We start from the raw sequence: 18,610 nt of genomic DNA on the forward strand, positions 1-18,610 counted from the left end.
CGGGGCGGCCTGACGCGCGTTCTGGAGCCCCATATCTCAACCTCCGGAGGGGAAAACAAGTCCTTTCTGACACGCCCTCGCGCCATGGTGATGGTTTTCCCGCCGCGCCATTAGTTGCGTTGAAGTCCTTGATAGAAAAAGCAAATAAACGGGCCTAGATTGAGGCGCCGAGGAGGGGGATTCATGACGTCACAGGACCAGTCGCTGACCGGGCCGGCGCCCGCCGCCGCGCGCATAGAGGCGCTCGATGCGCTGCGCGGTTTTGCGGTGCTCGGCATCTTTGTCATCAACATCATCGGCTTTTCGATGCCGGAGATCGCCTTTTCCAACCCGACCGTCGCAGGCGGTGACGGCGCGCTCAATTACGGGCTCTGGAGTTTCACCACGGTGTTTGTGGAAGGCTCCATGCGCGGGCTCTTCTCGCTGATGTTCGGCGCCGGGGTGATCCTCTTTACGGCGCGCGCCCTCTATCCCGACGGGCCAATCCGCATCGCCGACCTTTATTACCGGCGCACGCTCTGGCTGCTTGTGTTCGGCGTCTTCCATGCGCTGGCCCTGTTGATGCCCGGCGATGTTTTGCAGATCTATGGACTGGCGGGGCTTGCGCTTTTCCCTTTTCGTATCTTGAAGCCGCGTAAGCTCATTTTTCTGGCGGGCGTCTTTCTCGCCGGTCTCACTCTGCTCACCTATCTCGACGAGGCGCCGCAGACGGAGCTCGGCCGCAAGGCGGCGGCGATCGAAGCCAAAACTGGAGAGCTTTCCGACGAAGATGAGGCCGTGCTTGAGGAATGGCGCGAAAACCTCGCTTATAATGACCCGCCTGAAGAGGAGATTGAAGACCAGATCGCGGCGCGGACGGGCGATATCTCCACGGTCTACGCCAGCAACGCGGAAGTCGTCGCCGCCTATAGCGGCGTCAGCGATATCTTATGGTGGACCGCCGACGCCTTCATGATGATGCTGATCGGCATGGCTTTCTATCAGTGGCGCATCATCACCGGCGAACGCAGTACGATGTTCTATCTCTTTCTCGCCGGCGCCGGTTACGCCATAGGGCTTTCTTTGCGCATCCTCGCCGTCACGCAGCGCTGGGAGGCGGATTTCTCACCGATCCTCTGGGCCTGGGCGACATTCGAACAGACGGCGCGCGTCGCAACGACGATCGGCCATATCGGCATGTTCTTTCTTCTCTGGAAAGCGTTCTCGCGCGCCTTGCCGTTCCGGGCGCTCGCCGCGGCGGGCCGCATGGCGCTCAGCAATTACATTGGCCAGACAATCATCGCCAATCTGATCTTCAGCGGCGTCGGGCTTGGGCTCTATGGATCGCTCGACCGGGCGAACGTCTATCTCATCATGGTCGTCATCTGGATCGCGCAGCTTGCGTTTTCCTTATGGTGGCTGGCCCGCTTCCGCTTCGGGCCGCTCGAATGGGTCTGGCGCTGCCTCACCTACTGGCGGGCGCAGCCCTTCAGAAAGACCGCGGCGCCTGCTGACAAGGGAATCGCGGTCTAGTAGACCTCGCCCTCGAATTTGGCTGCATATTGGAAGGAACGCCGTCCCATGAAGTTTTTCGTCGACACCGCTGAAATCAGCGACATCAAGGCCCTCCTGCCTACAGGGCTTGTGGACGGGGTCACCACCAATCCGAGCCTAATCATGAAGTCGGGCCGCGACATCCGCGAAGTCACGGCGGAGATATGCGCGCTGGTTCCAGGCCCCGTCAGCGCCGAGGTGACGGCGCTTGAATCCGACGCGATGATCAAGGAGGGCAAGTCGCTCGCCAAGATCGCCGACAATGTCGTCGTGAAGCTGCCGCTGACCTTCGACGGGCTTATCGCCTGCAAGGCGCTCACTTCGGAAGCGATCAAGACCAATGTCACGCTTTGTTTCTCGGCGAACCAGGCGCTGCTCGCGGCGAAGGCGGGCGCGAGCTTCATCTCGCCCTTCATCGGCCGCCTCGACGACATCAATATCGACGGCATGGAGCTGATCCGCGACATTCGCGTCATTTACGACAATTACGATTTCAGGACGGAAATCCTGGCGGCGTCGATCCGCTCGGCGAACCATGTGAAAGATTCAGCGCTCGCCGGCGCCGATGTGGCGACCGTCCCGCCTGCAGTTTTGAAATCACTGGTCAATCATCCGCTGACGGATAAAGGTCTCAAAGCATTTCTCGATGACTGGGCGAAAACCGGACAGAAAATTCTTTAACACAGCATGGAAGCGCTCGATACCGACAGGCTGGAAATATTCGTCCCAACCCACCCGGCCCTGTTGCACGGTCATGGCGTCACCAACACGGTGGGCAAGCCGCTCTCATGGGAGGAGATCCAGAAGCCCGGTTTTGAGACGGCGTATGATTTCGTGTGGCTGCATTTCGATGTGAATGAGCCCGAGACGGTCGCCTGGATCGAACGGCAGGGCGATATTCCTCTCGAGGCGCAGCGCGGACTTCTCGCCGACGAAACAAGGCCGCAGACGAGCCAGTTCGAGAACGGCGTCTTCGTCAATCTGCGCGGCGTCAATCTCAATGAAGGCGCGGAGGCCGAAGACATGGTCTCGATCCGCATCTGGTGCGATGCGCGACGCGTCGTTACGACGCGCCGGCGTCTGTTGAAGTCCATACAGGACGTGCGCCTGACCGTGCGCAATGAGGGCGGCCCCGCCAATACCGGCCAGCTCGTCGCGCTCATCGCCCAGCGCCTGACCCTGCGCGTCGAGCCATATATCGACATCATTGCAGAGAAAATCGACGACCTTGAAGACGCTATTCTCACGGGCGCAAGCGAGAACTGCCGGTCGAGACTCGCCGAGGTCCGTCACGACGCAGTTCTGCTCCGCCGCTTCATGGCGCCGCAGCGCGACGCTCTGAACAATCTGGCGCAGCATCAGGGCAGTCTTTTCGATACGCGCTCCCAGATCGATCTGCGCGAAGTCGCGGGCGACGTCACCCGGATGACCGAAGACATCGACGCCGCGCGCGAGCGGGCTATGGTGCTGCAGGATCAGCTCACCGATCAGCGGGCCGAGGAAATGAACCGCAACATGATGGTCCTTTCCGTCGTTGCGGCGATCTTCCTGCCGCTCGGATTTCTGACCGGCCTTTTTGGCATCAATGTGGGCGGCATGCCGGGCGTCGACAGCACGGCGGCCTTCTGGATCGTTGTCGCCGTCTGCCTCGCCATCGGCGGCGGCTTGCTTGTCTATTTCAAGGTGAAGAATTGGCTATGAAATTTCTTCGGATCGGGCTGGCGGCGCTGGTCTTATGTTGCGCGGCGGTTCTTTCGGCGGCGGCGCAGACGGACCGCACCCGCGAGATCGAAAGGGCGGCGGCGGCGATCGCGGAGATTCGGACCGCTATTGCGGAAGGCGACGTCGAAGAGCCTTCTGTCTACGAACAGCGCCTGCGCGAATTGCGGACCGCGGGACGGCAAAGGCTGTCTGCGATCGAGCGAGAGCTTGAAGCGGTGCGGGCGCAGATCGATCTTCTCGGCCCTGCGCCGGGCGAAACCGATCCGCCGGAGAGCGATCTTGTCGCTGGCGAGCGCGAACAGCTTGAAAGCCAGCGGGCGCGTCTTACCGGCGAGCGAACGCGGGTTCTCGCCAATATCTATGAAGCCAATGATTTGCTGGCGCGACTTTCCGGCGCGCAGGTAGGCGCGCTTTACCGGATGCTGACCAAAAGGGAGGCGTCTCCCGTTTTTCCCAGTCAGATCAGCGCCGCCTGGAGCTCTGCGAGCGAGGTCGCCGGCCGGGTTGGCCGCTATTTTTCGTCCTGGGGCGAAACGCGCCGCGGCGAAGGCGCCTATGGCCGCTCCATTGCGATCGTCTTCGGCGCGCTCATCCTGTCGCTGATGATCTTCGGGCCGGTGAGCCGCTGGATCGCCGGAACCTTTTCAGCAGCTCTTGAAAAGCGCAAGCCGACGCCTGCGCGCCGCGTTGTCGTCGCCGGACTGAAAATGGCGGCGCGGACTGCGCCCGGCGTCATTGGCGGTCTCATCATCATCGAAACCTTGCGGGCGCAGGGGATTTTAACGCCGGCGGGCGAAGCGGCGGCGCGCGCTTTCTGGGTCGGGGTCCTCTCGATCCTGATTGTGTCGGGCTTCACCGCCGGTTTTTTCGCGCCGTCCTTGCCGGCCTGGCGCATTGCGCCCATCGACGCCGGGCGCGGCCGCTCGGTCAGCCGGCTGGCGCTCGCCATCGTGGTTTTCTTTTCTCTCGACGCCTTGCTTTCCGCAATCGGCGTTGCGGCGCGCGCCGATGCGGCGCTGTTGCAGCTCATCGATGCGTCAGCTGCGGTCGCCATTGGCGTCTGTCTTTTTCTTCTGTCCCGCAGCCGGCTATGGCGCATCGAAGACGCCAAGACCGGGGGCGGCTGGCGGTTTCTGAGACGCGCCGGACGAGGGGTTGCGATCATCATCGTCGTGGCGGCGGTCGCGGGTTATGTGCCGCTGGCGAATTTCATCGCCACGCGGGTCGTCTATCTTGCGCTCTTCATAGGACTCGCCTGGCTCTTGCGCGCGATCCTAGCGGAATCGGCGCTCGCCATTCGCAATCGTCTCTCGGCTGAACAAGACAGCGCAGACGAAACGGAGTCGGCGAATTACCGCTTCTGGTCGCGCCTGCTCATCAACACGCTTCTCGTGATTGCGCTGGCGCCGGCCGTCCTCGTCCTGTTCGGCGTTCCCGGCGCCATGGTGCGCGATCTCTCGGCGCAGGCGCTGTTCGGTTTCAATATTGGCGGCGTCCACATTCCATCGGTCGCAAAGCTGCTGGCTGCGGTCATCGTGTTTGTCGTCATCATGGGCGCGACAACGCTGATCCAGCGCGCCATTCAGCGCGGGCCGCTCGCCCATTCCCGCGCCGATGTCGGGGTGCAGAACTCGCTCATCACGCTGCTGGGTTATGCCGGGCTTATCATTGCGCTTTTCGCGTCGATTTCCTCGCTCGGCTTCGATCTCGGCAATCTTGCGCTGATCGCCGGCGCCTTGTCGGTCGGCATCGGTTTCGGGCTTCAGTCCATCGTCAACAATTTCGTCTCCGGCCTCATCCTCCTGTTCGAGCGTCCCATCAAAGTCGGGGACTGGATCGTCACTGCGTCAGGCGAGGGGACAGTGAAACGGATCAGCGTGCGCTCCACGGAAATCGAAACCTTCGACCGCTCGTCGATCATCGTGCCGAACTCGGAACTGATTTCCTCGACCGTGACCAACTGGACCCATAAGGACCGCATCGGCCGCATCATTGTTCCTGTGGGCGTTTCTTATGGCTCAGATCCGGAACTGGTGAAGAACATCCTGATGAAATGCGCCCACGATCATCCGTTGATAGTTTCCTATCCCGAGCCTTTCGTCACATGGATGGATTTCGGCGCCTCATCGCTCGATTTTGAAATCCGCGCTTTTCTCGCCGACATCTCGAAAGGCCTGACGGTGCGCACCGAATTGCGCTTTGCGATTTTCAAGGCCTTCAAGGAAGCGGGCATAGAAATCCCGTTCCCGCAGCAGGATGTCTATATCAAGTCCATGCCGGGCGGAGATAAGTCCTTCGCTGCCGAGGAGAAAAAACCGGCAGCAGCGAAAGCGCAGGCCCTGCCGCCGGAAACAGACTTGGAACTATAGCGCTCTCGCTAACAGGGTGGCGCCGAGGCAACAGCCTGCGTCTTCCTGCACGGCGCTCTGGCGCCTTCACGAAAGCGCAACATAACTGTCACTCAGACGTTTCAATCGATCCCTAGGGACTGCTGCATTGCAACATTCTTTGGGGATATCCAACATGCATCGCGTCCTTCTTTGCTCGGCGGCTCTTTCAGCGCTCGCCGTGAACGCCGCCGCCCAAACCAATGACGACCCGTTCCGGGATGAAATCATCGTCTACACCCAGAAGCGCGAGCAGTCGGTTCAGGATGTGCCGATTGCGGTGACGGCCTACAGCGAAGAGCAGTTGAAGGCGCTCGGCGTGCAGCAATTCGACGATCTCGCCGACTTCGTCCCCGGTCTTGAAGTGCAGGAGCAGAGCCCGAACAACCCCGGTTTCGTCATTCGCGGGATCACATCGGATTCCGGCGCGGCCAATATCGAGCCCCGGGTGTCGGTGTTTCAGGATGGCGTTTCCGTGTCGCGCTCGCGCGGCTCTTTCGTTGAGCTTTTCGATGCGTCCGTCGAAGTCGCCAAGGGCCCGCAATCGACCCTGTTCGGCCGGTCGGCGCTAATCGGCGCCATCAACATCATCCAGAACAAGCCGACTTACGAGTTCGGCGCCGAACTGCGCGCCGGCTACGGCAATTACGATTATCAACTCGTGGACGGTTTCGTGAACATCCCGCTGGCCGAAGACCTTGCGGCGTTCCGCGGGTCGTTCCGATACAAGAAGCGCGACGGCTATGTGGAGAACGGGCTCGGCGGCGCCGATTTCAACGGCTTTGAACTCGCCGCCTTCCGCGGCGCCCTGCGCCTCGATCCTATGGACACCCTGCGCATCGATGTAATCGGCAATTATCAGAGCGACAACAACTCCGGCACCTCGTTCAAATCCGGCACGTTCATTCCCTCGAGCGGCGACATCGCGCCCTGGGCGCCCGCCGATCTCAACACCTTTGGCGGTTTCGAAGGCGGCGAGGAGCTTGGCGTCGAGCGCGAGGTCTGGGGCGTCACCGGGCTCGTGCAATGGGATGTGACGGACGCGGTCAGCATCAACTCGGTGACCGGTTATCGCGAATTCGACTCGCTTGAGGTTTTCGATCCGGACGGGTTCGCGCTGCCGCTTTTCGTCTTCGCGGAAGATGCGCAGGGCGAACAGTTCAGTCAGGAGCTGCGCATCAGCTATGACGATGGCGGTTTCGTCAGCGGCTTTGTGGGCGCCTCCTATTTCAGCGAAGACGGCTCGCAGCGCGTGCCGCTGCAGTTCGACGAGCGCGCCGTGCAGGCGCTGCTTGGCGGGTTTTTGTTTACCGATCTCCCGGGCGCGCCGCAGCCGACCCTGCCGATCGGCCTCTTCCCCGATTTCAACGCCGATCCCGGATCGCCGCTTTTCCTGACGCCCTTAAAACCGGTTCACGCCGAAGAATTCTCCAATTTCGGCGAGACCGATGCTTACGAAGTCTTTGCTGACCTGACGTTCCGGCTGACGGAAGATCTCGAACTCATCGTCGGCGCCCGTTACTCCTCGGAAGACAAGCGGGTGGGGTATAACGCCGGCCTGTTGAACGGGGCGAGCGCGCTCACCGGCGCAGGCCTCTTCATCGGGGCGACCGCTTTCAACAATTTCAACACCGTCTATGTGGATGGCGATTTCGACGGCTTCACCTGGCGCGCGGCGCTCAATTATGCGCTGGGCGATAATCTCAATCTCTATTTCAACTATGGCCGCGGTCGGCGTCCGGAAGTGCTCGAATTCAACAACGATACGTCCAGCATTGGCGTCAATCTCGACGAGTTCGTCACGATCCCGGCGGAAACGGTTGATTCCTATGAACTCGGCTTCAAGGCCCGCGGGTTTGACGGCGCGCTCCTTCTCGACATGTCGGGCTATTATTATTCCTATACGAACTTCCAGTCGTCGATCGTGACGGGGGCAGGGATGTTCGAGACCATCAATGCCGGCAGCGCCAACGCCGTCGGTCTTGAAGCTGTAACGGTCTATCAGCCCGCCGACTGGGCCAGGATTTTCGCCACCTATTCCTACAACAAGTCGCGCTTTGACGAGACCGATGAAGACGGCAATCCGCTCGCCTTCGCCGACAATCAGTTCCGCCTGAGCCCCGACCATTCAGTGTCGGTCGGCGGGACCTTCTCTGCGGCGGCGCCTTACGGCGTCTTCTCTCTGACGCCGGCCTATGTTTATCGCACGAAAGTCTTTTTCGACGATAATAACGACTTCCGCGTCAACCCGATCAATGGCGCGCTCCTCCAGCCTCTCGATTTCTTCCAGGACGAGTTCCAGGACGGCTACGGGATTTTCGACATGCGCCTGCGCTTCGACTCCGCGGATGACCGCTGGAGCGCCGAGCTCTTCGTCGAAAACCTTTTCGACAAGGAGTTCATCATCGACGCCGGCAACACCGGCGACGGCTTCGGCATTCCGACCTTCATCGCCGGGGCGCCGCGCATGTTCGGCGGCTATCTGACCGTCCGCTACTAAGCGCCTGTCAAAAGGGTTTCCGCCGCGGCGGAAACCCGCCTATTCTCGCCCTTCGCCATTTGAGAAGGAGGGCGGGAATGCTGGAGCTGCGCCCCAATTGCGAACGCTGCGACAAGGACCTGCCGCCGGAGGCGGAAGCGCGCATCTGTTCCTTTGAATGCACCTTCTGCCCCGATTGCGCGGAAGGCGCGCTTGAAGGCGTCTGCCCCAATTGCGGCGGCGATTTCGAAAAGCGCCCGGTGAGGCCCGCGGAACTTCTGGCCAAGTTTCCGCCTTCGGCGAACCGCGTCCTGAAGCCGGCCTCATGAACGCGCAATGGATCATTGCAGCGGGGGCGTTTGTCTTCTTCCTGCTTGGCGCCTTGCACCTGCGCATCACCGCGGCGGACCTGAAAGAACCGAGAAAATTCGCGCCCGCGAACCGGGCGCTCTTGCCCGCGCTCATGGAAACCCGCATCGCCATGCGCAAGGACGTCAAGAATTTCTGGCTGTCCTATCTCGGCTTTCATTTCTCCCATAGCCTCGGCCTGATCTTCTATGGCCTGACAGTCGCCTATTGCGGGCTCGTGCGTCCGGATATTCTGGCCGATGTCTTTGTCCGGGTGGCGATCGTCGCCTTCGGCGCGTCTTATGTCCTGATGTCGCGGGCTTTCTGGTTCGTCATTCCGCTCGCCGGTTCCGCGCTGGGCGTAACGCTGATCGCTCTCGGCATGGCGATGCTTTATTCGTAACCTAAGGTTTTCTCCATGAAATTTGTTTTCGATCCTCCGCCGCAGCCTGCGGCGCGCATCGCCGGCGGCGGGCTTTTTCCAGTGCGGCGGATTTTCTGCATCGGCCGAAACTACGCCGACCATGTGCGCGAAATGGGCGGGGATCCAAAAGCGCAGCCGCCGGTGTTTTTTACAAAGCCCGCTGATGCGGTCACGGCAGACGGATCGGTCATTCCCTATGCTCAGGCGACGGACGACCTTCATTACGAAGGCGAGCTCGTTGTCGCGCTGAAAGCTGGGGGCAAAAACATCGGCGCAGAGAAAGCAAGCGACATGATTTTCGGTTATGCCGCAGGGTGCGACCTTACGAGACGCGATCACCAGCGCCGTGCGAAAGACGCGGGCGCGCCATGGGATACGGCGAAGGGCTTCGACCTTTCCGCGCCCATGGGCGATATCATTCCTGCGAATGAGGTGGGCGATCTTTCCACGGCAGAGATCAAAACGCTCGTCAATGGCGAGACGCGCCAGTCGGCGCCCCTGTCGCAGATGATCTGGTCCGTCGGCGACATCATTGCGGCGCTCTCGGAACAATTCGAGCTGAAAGCCGGCGATCTCATTTTCACCGGCACGCCGGAAGGCGTCGGGCCCCTTGAGCGCGGCGATGCGGTGACGGTCGAGGCTGGCCCTTGCAGCCTTTCCTTCCGGATTGCCGAATGAGCCTTGAGAGGAAGACGGCGGCGCCGGCGATCGGCCCCAAGCTGCAGGGCCATCTCGCCATGGCGCTGTTCGCGTTTCTGATCTCTTTCTCGTTTTTCATCGGCAAACGCGCGGCGCCCCATATCGACCCTGCGGCGCTTACCGCCGTGCGCTACATGGTCGCCATCCCGATCCTCGGCGCCATCGCCTTCGCCATCACGCCGCAATCGGCGCGCAGCACATTGATCCGCCCGCCCGCCATCTGGCGCTTCCCCATTCTCGGCGGGCTGATGGGAATCTATTTCATTCTCATGTTTGTGGCCTTGCGCCTGACGAGTTCCGTTTCCACCGGCGCCGTTCTCACTCTGATGCCGCTGATGACGGCGGTGTTGAGCTTCTTCCTCCTGCGTCAGAAGGCGGGCGTCACCGTGATGGGCAGCCTGACGCTTGCGGCGCTGGGCGCGGTCTGGGTGATTTTCCGCGGCGACATCAACGCCATTCTGTCTTTCGCCGTAGGCAAAGGGGAGGTGATCTTCTTCCTGGGCGTCATCGCCCATGCGCTGCACAACCCGCTGGTCAAGAAGTTCAACCGCGGGGAGTCGACCATTATTTTCGCTTTATGGTCGGCCATTGGCGCGGGCGCGTGCCTCCTCCTCTACGGCGCGCCGGCGCTCCTTGCGACCGACTGGGGGCATTTGCCGCCGGTCGTCTGGTGGTGCATCGTCTATCTTGGGACGGTGGCGACGGCGGGGTCTTACTTCCTTCTGCAGTTCGGCCTCTTGCGCATCCCGGCGGCGAAGGCGAACGCTTATATGCTGCTGACCCCGAGCTATGTGATCCTCATGGAGGGGTTCGCAGGCTCCGGCTGGGTCAGCCCGCAAGTCATGGCTGGCGCGCTTGTTACCGTCATCGGGCTTGCCATTCTTATCGCTTCACCTGAAGTTTGAGCCATGGACGCAAGAACAAAAAAACACCGCTACGAGGAAACCGCAAAGGAAATCGCCGCCGTCATCGAGGGCGAGACAAACCGTGTCGCGCGCATGGCGACGGTCTCCAACATCCTCCATCACGCCTTCGAGCATTATTTCTGGACCGGCTTCTATGTCGTCGATCCGGAAAAACCGGACGAACTCGTCATCGGCCCCTATCAGGGGACGCTCGGCTGCCTGCGCATTCCTTTCGGCAAGGGTGTCTGCGGCGCCGCCGCGGCGAGCCGCGAAACGCAGATCGTCGAGGATGTGCATGCCTTTCCCGGACACATTGCTTGCGACGCGCGGTCCGAATCCGAAATCGTCGTGCCGGTCTTTGACGCCTCCGGCGCGCTCATCGCCGTCTTTGACGTCGACAGCGACAAGAAAAGTCAGTTCGACAATGTGGACAAAGAGAGTCTCGAAAAAATAATGAAAGGAGTCTTTCTATGACGACCGCTCAAATGGTTTTGTTCGCCGCCGTTCTGGCGCAGGTTGCGTTGACAATTGTCGTTTATCTCATGCTCGTGCGCGCGCGTTTCGCTCATGCCAGCAACCCCGCCAATCTGAAACCGGAACTCGCCTACGATCAGGCGGCGTGGCCTGTTAAAGCGCGCCAGATCAGCAACTCGGTGGAAAGCCAGTTCGAATTGCCCGTGCTGTTTTATGTCGGCGTCCTGTTCGCTTTTCAGTTGGGCGCCGCAGGCTGGATCGCAGCGATCCTCGCCTGGGTTTTTGTCGCGACGCGTCTCGTTCACGCCGCCATTCACATCGGCAAGAATGTCGTCATGCAGCGTTTCGGCTTTTTTCTCGCCGGTTTCGTCGCTGTTGCGGTTTTATGGATTTACCTCGCGGCCCATGTCTTCAGCATGGGCGCTATCTGACAAACGCAAGAAGGGGATAGGGATGAAACAAGAAAAGACGTTCATGCGCGCAGTGGCCGCTGTGCTGGCGGCCGCCATTATCACGGTTTCCGCTGGCGGCGAGGCTTTCGCCCGTGACCGCTCTCAACTTTCTGCTGAGGCGCTCGAACGGATCGACGCCGTGCTTCAGGCGGAAATCGATGACGGAAACCGGGCGGGTTATGTGGCGGCGGTCGTCACCAAAGAAGGCGTAGCCTATAAGAAAGCCTTCGGCAAAGCGGATCCCTTCAACGACAAACCCATGACGACGGACACGCGGTTTCGCATCGCATCCATGACCAAGCCGGTGATTTCCGTGGCGGTGATGCAGCTTGTGGATCGCGGTCTCGTTGCGCTCAGCGACCCGGTGGAGCGTTTCATTCCCGCCTATGCCAATCCGCAGGTTGCGGTCAGCAAGAACCGCCAGAAGGACGGCTCTTTCGAGACCCGCCCCGCCAAACGCTCGATCACCATTCATGACCTCCTCACTCATACGGCCGGCATCGGCTATGTGTTCTCCATGGAGAGCGATCTCGACAAGGCCTATCTCGAGGCGAACCTGCTGCTGACGGAAGGCGATCTCGGCGAACGCATCGACCAGATCGCTGCGCTGCCGCTTCTCACGGAGCCGGGCGAGAAATGGGAATACAGCTATTCCATCGATGTTCTGGGCCGCATCATCGAGGTCGTTAGCGGCATGGAGCTCGAAGCTTATTTGCAGGAGAACGTGTTCGCGCCGCTGCGCATGACCGAGACCGAATTCTTTCTCAACGAAGAGGATTTCGACGGGCTGGCGGTTGTCGTCGAGTTTAACGAACAAGGCGAGATGATCCGCAGCGTCGGCAACGCGCTCAGCTCAAACGTCAATGACGAGGCCTTTGGCATCGCGTCAGGCGGCGCGGGGCTGGTCTCCAATGTCGACGACTACGCGCGCTTCATGCGCATGCTTTTGAATGGCGGCGAGCTTGACGGCGCGCGCATTCTATCGCCGGCCACGGTGAAGCTGATGATGTCCGACCACACGCCCATGGAGGCGCGGCCGGAACCCTGGCAGAAGACGGGCACGACCTTCGGTCTCGGCGGCTATGTCGTGCTTGAGCCCGGCTATTCAGGGAATGTGGGCGCGGAGGGCGACTGGGGCTGGGCAGGTTATTGGGACACGCATTTCTTCGTCAACGCCGAGCAAAATATCGGCGCCATCCTGTTGGCGCAGACTCAGCCGAACCCATACATCAAACCTTCGCGGGCGCGCGATCTTGTGAAAGGCGTCGCTTACGGAGCCGTGAAGAAGTAGAGCCTGTTGAAGAGGGGCATCCCGGTGATTTTACTCATCAGGATGCTCTCAACCGCTTAATCGTCATCATCGGAGTTGATGCGCTGGCGCTTGCGCTGGTCTTCGCGCAAGGCGGACTTCGCATTCTCGATAATCTTGCGGAGCCGGATCGGATCGTCGAGATCGGGAAGCTCGATCACGCCGACGCCGGTGCCGCGCAGGACCAGCTTGCCGTAGCTCAGAAGGCGGCCCCAGATCGATTGATGGAGTGTGATCTCCTCGATCTTGTTGAGGCTCACTTCCTGGGTGTTCCGCGAGATGAGGCCGGTCTTGTAAACGAAGCGATAGGTCGTGACGACAATCTCGGTCGTGATGAGAATGATCAGATGATTGAGCAGGATGAGCGCGCCACAGGCGGCGGCGACGCCCGCCGACCACCACGCGACTTTCAGCGCTTCATAGGGGCGCCCCGCTGCGAACTGAATGTAAAAGATGAACGCCAGCGACGCCGCCCCGAGGGCGAACCACATCATCGGAAAGAAGCTGTAGGTCCAGTTGAAATTGGCGCGGTGAATGATTTCCTCGCCCCCCGCCAGCGTCTTATCAACATAACCCGACATGTGCCCGTTTCCCCGCGTTGAAATTATTCTTGTCCCCAAGGGCGCAACCCGCCCGCCCATCCTATATAGGCGATGCGGAAGGGATCGAAAACGCCGTCTCACGTTGAAATCGGGCGCTTTCGGGGATAAGAGGCGGCGCTGTTCCCCTCCTGCAACGCAATAAATCCTTCAAGGAGCCCCAGGGCCTTATGGCGAAATATCAATATATCTACTTCATGTCCGGCCTGTCGAAGCAGTTCACCGGCGGCAAAAAGATATTGGAAGACATACACTTACAGTTTTTTCCCGACGCCAAGATCGGTGTCGTGGGGGTCAACGGGTCCGGTAAGTCGACGCTTCTGAAGATCATGGCTGGCGTCGACAAGGAATTTAACGGCGAGGCCTACGCCGCCGATGGCGCGAAGGTCGGTTTTCTTCCGCAGGAGCCCGAGCTCGACAAGTCCAAGACCGTTTTCGAGAACGTGATGGACGGTGTTGGCGAGATCAAGGCCAAGATCGACGAATTCAACGCCGTCTCCATGGAGCTTGGAGAGAACTACACCGATGAGCTAATGGAAAAGATGTCGAAGCTCCAGGAGGAGATCGACGCGGCCGACGGCTGGGACATCGAATCGAAAGTCGAAATGGCCATGGAGGCGTTGCGCTGTCCGCCCGGCGACTGGGCCGTCGACAAGCTCTCGGGCGGGGAAAAGCGCCGGGTGGCGCTCGCCCAGCTGCTGCTTTCCAAGCCTGACCTGCTCCTGCTCGACGAACCGACCAACCATCTCGACGCCGAATCCGTCGCCTGGCTCGAAAACCATTTGCGCGAATTCCCGGGCGCCGTGGTGCTCGTCACCCACGACCGCTACTTCCTCGACAATGTGACGGGCTGGATTCTCGAACTCGACCGGGGCCGGGGCATTCCCTATCAGGGCAACTATTCCTCCTGGGTCGATCAGAAACGCAAGCGCCTCGAACAGGAGCAGCGCGAGGAAGCGAACCGCAAGAAAACCCTCGACCGCGAAGTGGACTGGATCCGCTCCAGCCCGAAAGCCCGTCAGGCGAAGTCGAAAGCGCGTATCAACGCCTATGACGAGCTGCTCAACAAGGCGGCGAAAGAAGACATCAACACCGCGCAGATCCAGATCCCGCCGGGCCCGCGCCTTGGCGGCGTCGTCATCGAAGCCGAGAACCTCAAGAAAGGCTTCGGCGACAAGCTTCTCTTCGACGGGCTTTCGTTCAAGCTGCCGCCGGGCGGCATTGTCGGCGTTATTGGCCCCAACGGCGCGGGCAAGACCACGCTCTTCCGCATGCTGACCGGACAGGATACGCCCGACGACGGCGCCTTGCGCGTCGGCGAGACCGTGAAGATGGGCTATGTGGACCAGTCGCGCGAAGACCTCGATCCCAATCACAATGTCTGGGAGGAAATCTCCGGCGGGCTCGACGTCATCCAGCTCGGCAAGCGCGAGATCCCGTCCCGCGCCTATGTGGGCTGGTTCAATTTCAAGGGAGGCGATCAGCAGAAGAGAGTCGGCAATCTCTCAGGCGGGGAGCGCAACCGTGTCCAGCTCGCCAAGATGCTGACCGAGGGCGCCAACTTATTGCTGCTCGACGAACCGACCAACGATCTCGATGTCGACACGCTGCGCGAGCTTGAGCGGGCGCTTGAAGACTTCGCCGGCTGCGCCGTCATCATCTCCCACGATCGCTGGTTCCTCGACCGCATCGCAACCCACATTCTCGCCTTCGAGGGCGACAGCCATGTGGAATGGTTCGAGGGGAACTTTGAAGACTATATGGAAGATAAAAAGCGCCGGCTCGGGGCCGACGCCGATGTTCCGAAGCGGATCAAGTACAAGCCGCTGACGCGCTAATACATTGACGCCGGGTCAGCTGGTGCAGTCGTCGACCGCCACGCAAAGCTGAACCTTCGAGGAAACCCGCGGCCAGCGCATTGTCATGCGATCGAAATTGAGCGGCGTCGAAAGCACATGGTTGGTGATGCTCGGGTGATAGGTATATTGCATCTCAACAACGATTAGCGAACTGATGCCGCTGAGGACGGTAGGATCGTTCAGCTTGACGTAGTCGGAGCCGACCGCATAGGGCGTGTTGCCGTCCGAGTCGCGGCTCCAGTGGACAATCGGATCGCCATCGGGGTCCGTGACGATGGAAACGAGTTTCAAAGACATCCCGGATGAGTCATTCGGTTCAACAATGCTTTTGACGCCTTCGAAGAGATCGTCCATCTCCGACACAAGCAGAAATTCCGACTGGGCGGCGAGGTCGGCGAGCGTGTTGGCGGAAATCGCCACCTTGCGGTTGACGGTCATGGCCGTCGACGCCTCCACGAGACCGAAGAAAAGCATCACCAGAATCGGCAGGAGGAGCGCGAACTCCGTCGCCGCCAGACCGCTTTCATTCCGGCGAATGCGAGTTATAGAATTTCTGATGCGGATCATCATATGGCCGCTCAATCGTCCTTGTTGTTGAGCTCATAGGGCTCGTTTCTGAAGATCGCTGTCGAGATCAGGCGCCGTTTGTTGGTGCCAGGTTCGGAGAGGTTGACGCCGATCGCCGGGTTGAGCGTCGTATAAAGGTAACAGATCCTGACGCGAACGATCTGAAGTTCGTCGCCGGGATTGAACGGGATGGCGGCGACATCATCGGGCGGCGCGTCGGCGCAGGTGGCCGGCGTGGTGTCCGCCACAAGCGCCGAAAAGCTGGCGAAGGTGTCGACTTCAACTGTCAGCCGCGTATCGCAAGCGCCAAAAACGTCGAGGATGTTGCAGATATCCTCAAACATCTCATCGTATTTGTCGTCCATGTCGCCGAAGGATTTCTGCACCTGTCCGGTCTTGATCCGGCGGGCCGCATCGCCGACCGCAGCGTCGACGATCGAATTCGCAAAGAAGAACCAGCCGATCTCGAAGATCGAAAACATGCACATCAGGAAAAGCGGCGCGACGATGGCGAATTCGATAGCGGTCGAACCGCGGGAGTCCTTACCGAACCCCCGCCGGGCCGCTTTTTCCGCCCAATTAGACCGCGATTTTCTGAACATCTCCCGCATCCTTATTTACTGATATGCAGGTTCACGAGGTCGGCGGCGATTTCGCCGAACGCCTCTTCCAGGTCGTCGCCGGTCACGGCGTCGTTGAAATAGGGTTTGACGGGCCGTGTCGCGCAGGCCTTGAAGACATTTCGTGTGGACGTGCTGTCGAGGCCGAACATGATGGTGTAGACCAGATAGCCTTCGGCTTTCATGCGATGGCAAACGCGGATCAGCTTGTTATCAAGTTCGTTTTCCATCTTGCCGCGGGTATTCATGCCAGCGCCCATTCGTTCTTCGCTGGCGTAGCCGTATTGGCCCTGGGTGGAGCCCCAATGCGTGTGGCTGCTCGACCCCACGACATTGTCGCCGTCCGTCATGATGACGATCGCCTTCTGCCATTTCTCATAATCAGGATCGCCCTCGCCAATGCCCTCGGTGAAGGGCGCTTCCGGCGACAACAACCGCCATCCCCAGGCCGCGCCATGCGCAATGTCGGTATTGCCGTTTGGATAAAGCGAGTTGACATGGGTCTCCACCGTGTCGCGCACATTGGTCAGCGGCAGGATGGGCGGCGGGCAATCGTTTTCCGCATAAAGGTAGCTGGGATTGGGCGTGTCGTATTTGCCCTTATAGGTTGACGTGGCCGAATCCCACCAGCCGACATAGGCCATGCGCATAATGTATTCCTGCTTGCCATAGCCGTAATTGCCGCTCGTGAGCGGAGAGGTGTCAATGGTCAGATCGTCCAGGAAGTCGACAAAGGCCGAGTTCGTCACATTCCCCTGCAGAACATCGCGGAAATAATGGACGACCTTGGCGTATTTATCGAATTGCCCCGTATTGTTGGAGTCCGTGTAGTTGCTGTCATTGACGAAGTAGTACTGGCTGCGGCCGAAACTATATCCGCTTTCCTCAATGGTGCGGCCTGAAGAATGGCTGTCGTCATTGTCGGGGTCGTCGAAATAGTAGGATTGCCAGGGCGTTCCGTAAGACGTCGTGCCAGAATCGCCGTCATAGTCGCTGTCGCCCTCACAGTCGTGGTTGTTGTTGCAATCAACCGTATCGGGCAGGAACACCGGAACCCATTTGAAATTGACTGGGCTCGTGAGGTCGCTGGTGGAGAGTTTGTAGCTCGGCGCGTCGTCAAACGCATCATAAGAGCGGACATCCTGCGGATTGGAGCTTCCGTCATAGTCCGTCGGGATGGACATATAGGCGTTCAAATTCGCAGTGGTCAGCGTGCCGCCCGGCGGAATATCGAGTTCATCAAGCGGATACGGCCGGCTTTCAACGCACCCTTGCCAGGTCAGGCCAGGCGTGGAGTCGTAGAGCGTGAAATGGTTGACCTTCGTATTCATGTCGACATTGCCGCTTTCATCCACATGAAAGAACCGGCGGCCATGGTAATAGGCCTCCGCATTAGTGTCGGCCCAGGCGCTTGACCAGCTGGTTGATCCGCCCGCATTGACGTTAGCGTTGAACGGCACGACGCCGATTTTCAGGTTTTGGCTGGTGGCGTCGTCGCCATACATGACGTCAAGCATGATTTCGACGGCGTCTTTAAGGCTGTCGATTTTCTTCTTGCCGCCGATCGAATCATTCATGGAGCCGGTGACGTCGAGCACCAGGGCGAGTTCCACGCGGCCGGAGCCTTTCTTGGTGATCTCGACGCATTTGTCGATGTCGAGATCTTTGATGCCGGCGACGCCGAGCAGATAGGTTTTGATCTTCCCGTTGATGCAGGTGATGATCACGGCCTGGTTGTCGAGGCCGAATTCGATATCCCAGCCGGGTTCCAGAGACCCTTCGTAATTGAAGTTCGCTTCAAAGAATTTTCGTCCGTAATCCTTCAACTCAGCGTCTGTTATGTCAGGATCGGATGCATTCAACTGCGCGAGCGCCAGCGACGCGGCGTCCATGGACTCGATCATGTCCGCGCGCACGGAGTTCCATCGCGTGTAGTCGACCGCGCCGCCTGCAAACAGGAAGAGCGCCGTCGCCATGAATGCGAAGAGGAAGGAGATATTGCCATCGCGCGCGCGCGCGAAACCTTTGGTCGCCGGTTTGAGACCGAAGGACGGACGGCCCTTCGTTTTATCCTCGCCGACTACACCGGTGCCTTGGACCAGCATAGGGAACTCCCCGTAACACTGCTTTACGAAAAGAGAGTGCGGGAATTGGCGTTAAAAGGGCGTAAGCAAAGGTAGTTAATGCATTCGGAATTGGTAAAAATGAACCTTGTTCCCCGAAGGCCAGCGCC

17 protein-coding genes are annotated in these 18,610 nt (G+C 59.9%); 13 read left to right on the plus strand and 4 right to left on the minus strand.

The features are described from left to right. The first annotated feature begins 183 nt into the window (after positions 1–183). The 12 genes from ACQY5P_RS02395 to ACQY5P_RS02450 all read left to right on the plus strand — a co-directional run bounded on the left by ACQY5P_RS02395 (position 184) and on the right by ACQY5P_RS02450 (position 12,714). Complete coding sequence (locus tag ACQY5P_RS02395; protein ID WP_428409248.1) at positions 184–1,512, plus strand: DUF418 domain-containing protein; 1,329 nt, start codon at positions 184–186, stop codon at positions 1,510–1,512. Positions 1,513–1,560: 48 nt separating this feature from the next. Then, on the plus strand, positions 1,561–2,214 hold the full coding sequence (gene fsa / locus ACQY5P_RS02400) for a fructose-6-phosphate aldolase (RefSeq protein WP_428409249.1): 654 nt from the start codon (positions 1,561–1,563) through the stop codon (positions 2,212–2,214). Positions 2,215–2,220: 6 nt separating this feature from the next. After that, positions 2,221–3,234 carry a zinc transporter ZntB gene (locus ACQY5P_RS02405; protein ID WP_428409250.1) on the plus strand — a complete coding sequence of 338 codons (1,014 nt, stop codon included), beginning with the start codon at positions 2,221–2,223 and terminating at the stop codon, positions 3,232–3,234. Continuing rightward, on the plus strand, positions 3,231–5,624 hold the full coding sequence (locus ACQY5P_RS02410; RefSeq protein WP_428409251.1) for a mechanosensitive ion channel domain-containing protein: 2,394 nt from the start codon (positions 3,231–3,233) through the stop codon (positions 5,622–5,624). The genes ACQY5P_RS02405 and ACQY5P_RS02410 overlap by 4 nt, the downstream gene beginning before the upstream one ends. A gap of 154 nt (positions 5,625–5,778) precedes the next feature. Continuing rightward, positions 5,779–8,142 (plus strand): TonB-dependent receptor, encoded by a 2,364-nt coding sequence (locus ACQY5P_RS02415; RefSeq protein WP_428409252.1) that lies wholly within the window; start codon positions 5,779–5,781, stop codon positions 8,140–8,142. Positions 8,143–8,219: 77 nt separating this feature from the next. Then, a complete protein-coding gene (locus ACQY5P_RS02420) occupies positions 8,220–8,450 on the plus strand; it encodes a DUF1272 domain-containing protein (protein WP_428409253.1) in 231 nt (76 codons plus the stop codon). Beyond that, positions 8,447–8,872 carry an LIC_13387 family protein gene (locus ACQY5P_RS02425; RefSeq protein WP_428409254.1) on the plus strand — a complete coding sequence of 142 codons (426 nt, stop codon included), beginning with the start codon at positions 8,447–8,449 and terminating at the stop codon, positions 8,870–8,872. The genes ACQY5P_RS02420 and ACQY5P_RS02425 overlap by 4 nt, the downstream gene beginning before the upstream one ends. Positions 8,873–8,887: 15 nt before the next feature. Then, on the plus strand, positions 8,888–9,571 hold the full coding sequence (locus tag ACQY5P_RS02430; RefSeq protein WP_428409255.1) for a fumarylacetoacetate hydrolase family protein: 684 nt from the start codon (positions 8,888–8,890) through the stop codon (positions 9,569–9,571). Further along, positions 9,568–10,497, plus strand: coding sequence for a DMT family transporter (locus ACQY5P_RS02435; protein WP_428409256.1), 930 nt, complete (start codon positions 9,568–9,570; stop codon positions 10,495–10,497). The genes ACQY5P_RS02430 and ACQY5P_RS02435 overlap by 4 nt, the downstream gene beginning before the upstream one ends. 3 nt (positions 10,498–10,500) lie before the next feature. Further along, entirely contained in the window at positions 10,501–10,971 is a 471-nt protein-coding gene (locus ACQY5P_RS02440; RefSeq protein ID WP_428409257.1) for a GAF domain-containing protein, read from the plus strand. Further along, positions 10,968–11,402: an MAPEG family protein gene (locus ACQY5P_RS02445; RefSeq protein WP_428409258.1), complete on the plus strand. Its 435-nt coding sequence runs from the start codon at positions 10,968–10,970 to the stop codon at positions 11,400–11,402. The genes ACQY5P_RS02440 and ACQY5P_RS02445 overlap by 4 nt, the downstream gene beginning before the upstream one ends. 22 nt (positions 11,403–11,424) lie before the next feature. Beyond that, a complete protein-coding gene (locus ACQY5P_RS02450; RefSeq protein WP_428409259.1) occupies positions 11,425–12,714 on the plus strand; it encodes a serine hydrolase domain-containing protein in 1,290 nt (429 codons plus the stop codon). Between the two features lie 56 nt (positions 12,715–12,770). Here the strand turns inward: ACQY5P_RS02450 and ACQY5P_RS02455 are convergent, their stop codons facing one another. Next, complete coding sequence (locus ACQY5P_RS02455) at positions 12,771–13,313, minus strand: PH domain-containing protein (RefSeq protein WP_428409260.1); 543 nt, start codon at positions 13,311–13,313, stop codon at positions 12,771–12,773. A gap of 188 nt (positions 13,314–13,501) precedes the next feature. Between ACQY5P_RS02455 and ettA the strand changes: the two genes are divergently transcribed. Further along, the gene (ettA, locus tag ACQY5P_RS02460) at positions 13,502–15,169 is read left to right on the plus strand and encodes an energy-dependent translational throttle protein EttA (RefSeq protein WP_428409261.1); all 1,668 of its coding nucleotides are present in this window, start codon (positions 13,502–13,504) and stop codon (positions 15,167–15,169) included. 15 nt (positions 15,170–15,184) lie between these two features. Here the strand turns inward: ettA and ACQY5P_RS02465 are convergent, their stop codons facing one another. From ACQY5P_RS02465 to ACQY5P_RS02475, 3 genes are read right to left on the minus strand one after another with little or no spacing between them, the layout of a single operon-like run. Continuing rightward, complete coding sequence (locus ACQY5P_RS02465) at positions 15,185–15,760, minus strand: TadE/TadG family type IV pilus assembly protein (RefSeq protein WP_428409262.1); 576 nt, start codon at positions 15,758–15,760, stop codon at positions 15,185–15,187. A gap of 8 nt (positions 15,761–15,768) precedes the next feature. Further along, entirely contained in the window at positions 15,769–16,359 is a 591-nt protein-coding gene (locus ACQY5P_RS02470; RefSeq protein ID WP_428409263.1) for a TadE/TadG family type IV pilus assembly protein, read from the minus strand. An 11-nt stretch (positions 16,360–16,370) separates the two neighbouring features. After that, a complete protein-coding gene (locus tag ACQY5P_RS02475) occupies positions 16,371–18,482 on the minus strand; it encodes a pilus assembly protein TadG-related protein (protein WP_428409264.1) in 2,112 nt (703 codons plus the stop codon). Positions 18,483–18,610: the final 128 nt, after the last annotated feature.

Origin of the sequence: Hyphococcus sp. (assembly GCF_965267305.1) — a bacterium.
In the GTDB taxonomy this organism is placed as follows: domain Bacteria; phylum Pseudomonadota; class Alphaproteobacteria; order Caulobacterales; family Parvularculaceae; genus Hyphococcus.